The organism is Microcystis sp. M_QC_C_20170808_M3Col (assembly GCF_007095505.1).
Classification (GTDB): domain Bacteria; phylum Cyanobacteriota; class Cyanobacteriia; order Cyanobacteriales; family Microcystaceae; genus Microcystis.
The window spans coordinates 1-5,725 of the sequence record NZ_SFBY01000485.1 but is presented as its reverse complement, the minus strand read 5'-3'; the positions used below and the strand labels follow the sequence as shown (position 1 = coordinate 5,725).

The 5,725-nt window shown below is 45.3% G+C and carries 9 protein-coding genes and 1 pseudogene; 4 read left to right on the top strand and 6 right to left on the bottom strand.

Features of this window, described 5'->3' with window-relative positions:
- Positions 1–92: 92 nt before the first annotated feature.
- A complete protein-coding gene (locus EWV84_RS22665; RefSeq protein WP_287080263.1) occupies positions 93–440 on the bottom strand; it encodes a hypothetical protein in 348 nt (115 codons plus the stop codon).
- A 77-nt stretch (positions 441–517) separates the two neighbouring features.
- The gene (locus EWV84_RS22660; RefSeq protein ID WP_286825547.1) at positions 518–925 is read right to left on the bottom strand and encodes a hypothetical protein; all 408 of its coding nucleotides are present in this window, start codon (positions 923–925) and stop codon (positions 518–520) included.
- Positions 926–969: 44 nt separating this feature from the next.
- Between EWV84_RS22660 and EWV84_RS22655 the strand changes: the two genes are divergently transcribed.
- From EWV84_RS22655 to folE, 3 genes are all read left to right on the top strand, one after another.
- A complete protein-coding gene (locus EWV84_RS22655) occupies positions 970–1,875 on the top strand; it encodes a hypothetical protein (protein WP_287080261.1) in 906 nt (301 codons plus the stop codon).
- A 341-nt stretch (positions 1,876–2,216) separates the two neighbouring features.
- Complete coding sequence (locus EWV84_RS22650; protein WP_287080259.1) at positions 2,217–2,945, top strand: SDR family oxidoreductase; 729 nt, start codon at positions 2,217–2,219, stop codon at positions 2,943–2,945.
- 49 nt (positions 2,946–2,994) lie between these two features.
- A complete protein-coding gene (folE, locus tag EWV84_RS22645; protein WP_002738197.1) occupies positions 2,995–3,693 on the top strand; it encodes a GTP cyclohydrolase I FolE in 699 nt (232 codons plus the stop codon).
- A 133-nt stretch (positions 3,694–3,826) separates the two neighbouring features.
- On the opposite strand, the gene EWV84_RS22640 is transcribed toward folE, so the two are convergent.
- Entirely contained in the window at positions 3,827–4,465 is a 639-nt protein-coding gene (locus EWV84_RS22640; protein WP_287080256.1) for a phosphoribosylanthranilate isomerase, read from the bottom strand.
- A gap of 120 nt (positions 4,466–4,585) precedes the next feature.
- Between EWV84_RS22640 and psaK the strand changes: the two genes are divergently transcribed.
- Entirely contained in the window at positions 4,586–4,852 is a 267-nt protein-coding gene (psaK, locus tag EWV84_RS22635; protein WP_286825552.1) for a photosystem I reaction center subunit PsaK, read from the top strand.
- Between the two features lie 262 nt (positions 4,853–5,114).
- On the opposite strand, the gene EWV84_RS22630 is transcribed toward psaK, so the two are convergent.
- The 3 genes and pseudogenes from EWV84_RS22630 to EWV84_RS22620 all read right to left on the bottom strand — a co-directional run.
- On the bottom strand, positions 5,115–5,417 hold the full coding sequence (locus EWV84_RS22630; RefSeq protein WP_323801806.1) for a type II toxin-antitoxin system RelE family toxin: 303 nt from the start codon (positions 5,415–5,417) through the stop codon (positions 5,115–5,117).
- Positions 5,374–5,640, bottom strand: a complete 267-nt coding sequence (locus EWV84_RS22625) for a hypothetical protein (RefSeq protein WP_287080254.1) — start codon at positions 5,638–5,640, stop codon at positions 5,374–5,376. The genes EWV84_RS22630 and EWV84_RS22625 overlap by 44 nt, the downstream gene beginning before the upstream one ends.
- Positions 5,597–5,725, bottom strand: a pseudogene (locus EWV84_RS22620) (RNA-guided endonuclease TnpB family protein); the annotation flags it as partial. The gene EWV84_RS22625 and the pseudogene EWV84_RS22620, both read right to left, overlap by 44 nt.

Below are 5,725 nucleotides of genomic sequence, written 5' to 3'. Positions count from 1 at the left end.
ACTTAAACTAATAAAACGGAGAGCCTATGGCTTTAGAAACTTTCGGAATTTTTGGGTTAGAAGTATGTTGTCTTGGCATCTTGTCTGTTGATTTAGCATAAAGGGTAACGAAGAGCCCCCAAAATCAGGGTTAATAATAGCAATAATCCCTTATTTCTGAGACACCAATTTTTAAAAACCCTAGGGAGAGGGAGAGGAGGAATTTTTTCTGCTATCATTTGGCTATTTTTGTATAAAGTGCAGCTGGTAGCGTAGGGACGTTGGGGAAAATTACAGCTATCATCGCCATGATAAAGACAAGTTTGGCATAAAAACTCGCCGGTGACAGCTTGATGCAGGGTCATGCCGGGATGACCATAGGCCTTGAAAATATTAAAACAGTAGGGACATTGCAAGGCTTGACTATCGACCTTGTGCTGACAACGAGGACAGGTAATCATAATCGCTAAATTTTCCCTTTGAGGATTATCATTGCTGATGATCATAGACTATAGCAAAATCCCCGGGCTTTTTCCGGTTATTTCACTAAATAGCTGCGCCATTGTGAGGCAACTTCTTCGAGTAAACGCCAAGTTTTCCCCTCGATCTGTCTTTGTAAATAAAGATCAAAATTGTTGTGTTGTTTGCTATCTTTTTGATGGGGCAATTGTAGAGTTAGATCATAATCTCCCTGCAAGTGATAAGCGGGTAAATTGCCCACATAAAGCGGTTCCAGACTGGTGACATTAATTTTGGCAATTTTTACCTGCGGATCATCGATCTGTAAAGATTGACTAAGGCGATCGGATGTGTGACGAAATTGTAATAAAAGGGCTTTGGCGACGATTTCTCCGTCGGGGGCAAATTCTTGCGGGGGAGTGACACTACCACAAGCAGTCAGGAAGACAAGGAAAATACTGGTTAAAAAACCGAGAAAACGGCGCATAGAATGATATTTTGAAAAAGAATGGCAGCGAGTTAACAAAGATTATGACTCAACCAAATGAGCGAGAGAATTTCAGCCAAGCAGAAACAGTGATCCGACTACAAGAGGCGATCGAGCAGTTAAATTCGATCGTTTCCCAACTTAACACGGGAACGGGGACAGTGTTACCCCCAAAAGTTGCTGTTGATAATCTTCTTAACTCAACGCAACAGTTAGCCGCTGCTTTAAAACCAGACGAATTCGCAGGAGTTGAGCAAAGTTTAACCCCAGATTCTCCAATCGAAGCAGCGGAGGGAATCGACGATATTTTACCGGATTTCGAGCAGGTGGAAGGGTGGTGGACGACGATTTTGAGCAAAATTCGCCGACTTTTACCGGGGGGAATTAGCGAAAAAATTCCCGATTGGTTAATTACCGGCTTGTTAACAGGAAGTTTAGTCACTATCCTATTAGTAGCTGTGGTCAGTTTACCGAAAAATCCTGCGGAAATTGCCGAAAATATGCCTGAAGTTGTCTCTAGTCCTTCCCCGGCTGCCGGGGAAATTATCGAAACTCCCCCAGAATTAATCGCACCAGAGGCACCGATTCCCGTCCCGATTACCAAAGCAAAACCGCGATTAACTCCCGAACAAAGTTTAGTCGCAGCCATTCAAGAGGAAATTACCGATTTAACTACTCGTTATCCCGCCGGTATTATTTCTACCGTAGAAGCGGATTTTTTGGCTAGTCGTCTAGTAGTTATTTTGGGCGATAATTGGTATAGTCTGGAGGCATCACAACAGGATAAATTCGCTAATTCGGTTTTTCAACGTTGCCAAAGTCTCGATTTTCGCCGCTTGGAAATGAGGGATAACGAGGGAATTCTCCTCGCTAGAAGTCCCGTTGTCGGCGATCGAGTGGTGATTGTCAATCGCACTCAACCCACCGCTGCCATCTCCTCTGGTGAGTAGTTTTGAGCGCGGGGGGAGCGAGTTACAGACAAAGACAGCCTCAAGAATTCTCGCCAACCAGTCCGCTTTTTCCCCTCGCTGGTTAGATATCTAGATATACACAAAAATTAGTGATCCCTGACTTAACAGTGCTATAATTGGCTAGGTAAAATTTTGTAACGATTCTTAATCTTGAACCTACCCGATAGTCAATGCTTCCCCCCACCCGGGTGGGCTGCAGCAATTTTGGTGCGAGAAAAATTGCTCCGATCTAACCCAACTCCCTTAAACTTTTCTAGGTTTCCCCCGACCGCCAAAATTTTGCCCTAACTACCAAGAATTAAGAGACTTCAAACTATACCATGAACTCTGTTATTCGTCAACAGCGAGCGCTGATCACCGGAGCCGGCAGCGGCATCGGCAAAGAAACCGCCCTCGCTTTCGCCAAGGCGGGAATTAATCTGGTTTTAATCGGTCGCGATCAGCAAAGATTGGCAACCGTGGCGGGAATGGCGGCAGATTTAGGCGTATCAGCCCAAGCTTACCCCTTAGATTTGGCAGATATCCTGGAAGTAGCTCCTAGTATCGCTAAAATCGCCCAAGAATCCGGACCGATCGATATCCTGATCAATAATGCTGGCATAGGTTACACAAACCCCTTGGCCGACACACCTTTGTCGGACTGGCAGCGGGTGATCGATCTGAATTTAACCAGTGTTTACCAGTGTGTGCAAGGGATTTTACCAGCCATGCGTCAACAGGGGGGAGGCACGATCGTTAATGTTTCCTCGATCGCCGCCGATAATTTTTTTCCTGATTGGGGGGCTTATAGTGTCAGCAAAGCTGGATTAGTGGCATTTTCTCGCATTTTAGCCCTCGAGGAGCGGGCTAACGCCATTCGCGTCACGATTATCACCCCCGGGGCTGTCAATACTCCCATCTGGGACAGCGATAGCGTCAAAGCAGATTTCGATCGCTCGGCCATGTTAACCCCGGATATCATCGCTCAGGCCATTCTGCAAGCGGTGTTACTGCCCAAACAGGCCGTAGTGGAAACGATGACCATTATGCCCAGTGCGGGGGCATTATAACCCGAAATACTTCTATTTATCAATCAATTCGCCTACGGGCCTCTTCATTATGACCATAGCTTCTTCTAACGGTTTAAACGGTAATTTAACCGACGCTATTCAAGCACGCGTGACCACTCGCCCCGATCGCAACACCCACAATGGCAAAACCGCTCAAATTCATCCAACTTCCGACGAAAACAAAGAACAGATGATGGATGCGGTCAGAAATATCCTGATCTCGGTGGGGGAAGACCCCGAAAGAGAAGGTTTATTAAAAACCCCCAAGCGGGTGGCCGAAGCGATGCAGTTTCTCACCCAAGGCTATCAACAATCCCTAGAAACCCTCGTTAATGGTGCGATCTTCGATGAAGGTCATAATGAGATGGTATTAGTGCGCGATATTGACTTCTTTAGTCTCTGTGAACATCATATGTTACCCTTCATGGGGCGGGCCCACGTTGCCTATATTCCTAACCAAAAGGTGGTCGGATTAAGTAAATTGGCCCGCATTGTGGAAATGTATTCCCGTCGTTTACAGGTCCAAGAGCGCCTCACCCGTCAGATTGCCGAAGCGATTCAAGAAATTCTCGACCCCCAAGGGGTTGCGGTAGTCATGGAAGCAACCCATATGTGCATGGTAATGCGCGGGGTGCAGAAACCGGGCTCCTGGACTGTCACCAGCGCCATGTTAGGAGTCTTCCAAGACGAGCAGAAAACCCGCGAGGAGTATCTTAACCTGATCCGTCATAAACCCAATTTCTTCTAGTCCCGGAGATGGGGAAATGGGGAAATGGGGAAATGGGGAAATGGGGAAATGGGGAAATTCAACTAAAACCCTAAAACCCTAACACCCCAACACCCTAAAACCCAAAACCTTCTAACTGATCAGTGATAACTGATCACTGATCCCTGAATTTTTGCAGTCGCTCTAGCAAGAGGGCGACTTTTTTGAGGTCTTTATCACCCGGCGATCGCTCAACGCCGCTAGAGACATCAATACCCTGGGGGTGCAGCCGAGTTAAAGCTTCACTAATATTATCGGGGTTGAGTCCTCCGGCCAGAAACCAGGGCAAGGGGGGCGAAAAACTGGCTAAGGCTTGCCAGTCTAAGGTATGCCCCGTACCACCGAGCAATTGGGGATGGTAGGCATCTAAAAGTAAAGTATCGACGCTATTGAAGTAAATTGCCGACTTTTCCCAACTTTCTCTGTCTTTGATCCGCAAAGCTTTGATAATTTCCCGGTCGGGTAATAATTGCCGCAACCTTTGGCAATATTCGGGAGATTCAATACCATGTAACTGCACACTTGTCAAGGGTGTTTTAATAATTATTTGCTGAATAATTTCGGGTTGCTCGTCGGCAAAAACCCCGATAAAATCAATTTTGTCGGGTATTGCGGCGATAATGGCGTTAATTTGCTCGATTTTGACGTAACGAGGCGAACTAGGTACGAGGATAAAACCTAAAGCCGTAGCTCCGCAAGTAGCGATCGCTCGGCCTTGGTCCGGTTGGGTAATGCCGCAAATTTTAATTCGCATTTAATCTTATTCACAAAACGTTACAAAAACTGTTAAGTATTCAAACAAAAAGCAGTTTCGGGTTAAGAGCTTTTTATAATGCCCTGTGGTTAACAAAATCTTATCAAGACTGGAGCGCCAATGATCCCTTCTGCCTTACTTTTCGCCACCGCTCAAACCATTCCCTGGAATTTATCCGTCGGCATTACCATGACCTTAGCTAACCTAGTAGCGTTCGTTATCGGTTATTTTGCCATCCAAAATACCGGGGCCGGCCCTGCTTTACCCTTGCCGCAGTTAGCCTCGAAAAAAAGCTTCGGTCTGCCGGAATTATTGGCTACCATGAGTTTTGGCCATATTCTCGGTGCGGGACTGGTTCTCGGTCTTTCTAATGCAGGTATTCTCTAATCAGTGACCAGTAATCAGTGACCAGTAATCAGTAAACCTCAGAGAGAGGAGTAAGGAGCCAGTAGTCAGTAGTCAGGAGAACTAAGCATAAAGAGATTTTAGGCAACTTCATCCCTATTTTTCTCATTTTTGAACTCTCAAAGCTGGATACTTTGCTGACGAAGAAGAAGCAGTATTGGCTAAATTAACCCATGAAAGTTAGATGGCTGCGGAAAGAAGTATCGAAAATAATTGGTAAATCCGAACGTTGCTAATCGCTTAATTAATCGTAAATATTGCCTCTAAAGTTAATCTCATAAATAAAGATTTCGTCTGTCTCCTTGCCGATTTCAAAAATAACTCGCATTTTGCCAACACGAATTATGGAGAATCCTTTTAACTCACCTTTAAGTTTTTTGATATCAAGTTCTTCAGGGGGATAAACGTTTTGAGTTTCAAGGCAGGTTTTGAGAATACCAATTTTAGTCAAAACAGATTTTCGGGCATTGGCATCTAGTTTCTCCAAAAATTTATTGGCTGATTTACTGATCCTGATCTTCACGATTAAACCAGCCTGTAATATCAACGAAGCTGCCGTCTTTGTAATCAACAGGATTAAAGGTTGCTTCTATGTCAGCTTGTTCCATATCATCAACATAGGGAATCAGCATCTCGAATAATTTCAACCATTCTTCCCGCATAACTTCGCGGACGCTTTCCTTGTTGACATCCTCACCGCCGTAAACGGACGGTGATTCCCAAACCTCACGATTTAGGTTTCTGCTTCTTTCCCTTGCGGGGTTTCGCACCTGCCTTAACAGAGTAAATCTGTTCTGGTCTTATGGTCGCTCTACAGACTGACACCGCAAGTCCTGCGGCCAAAATGTTTTTACT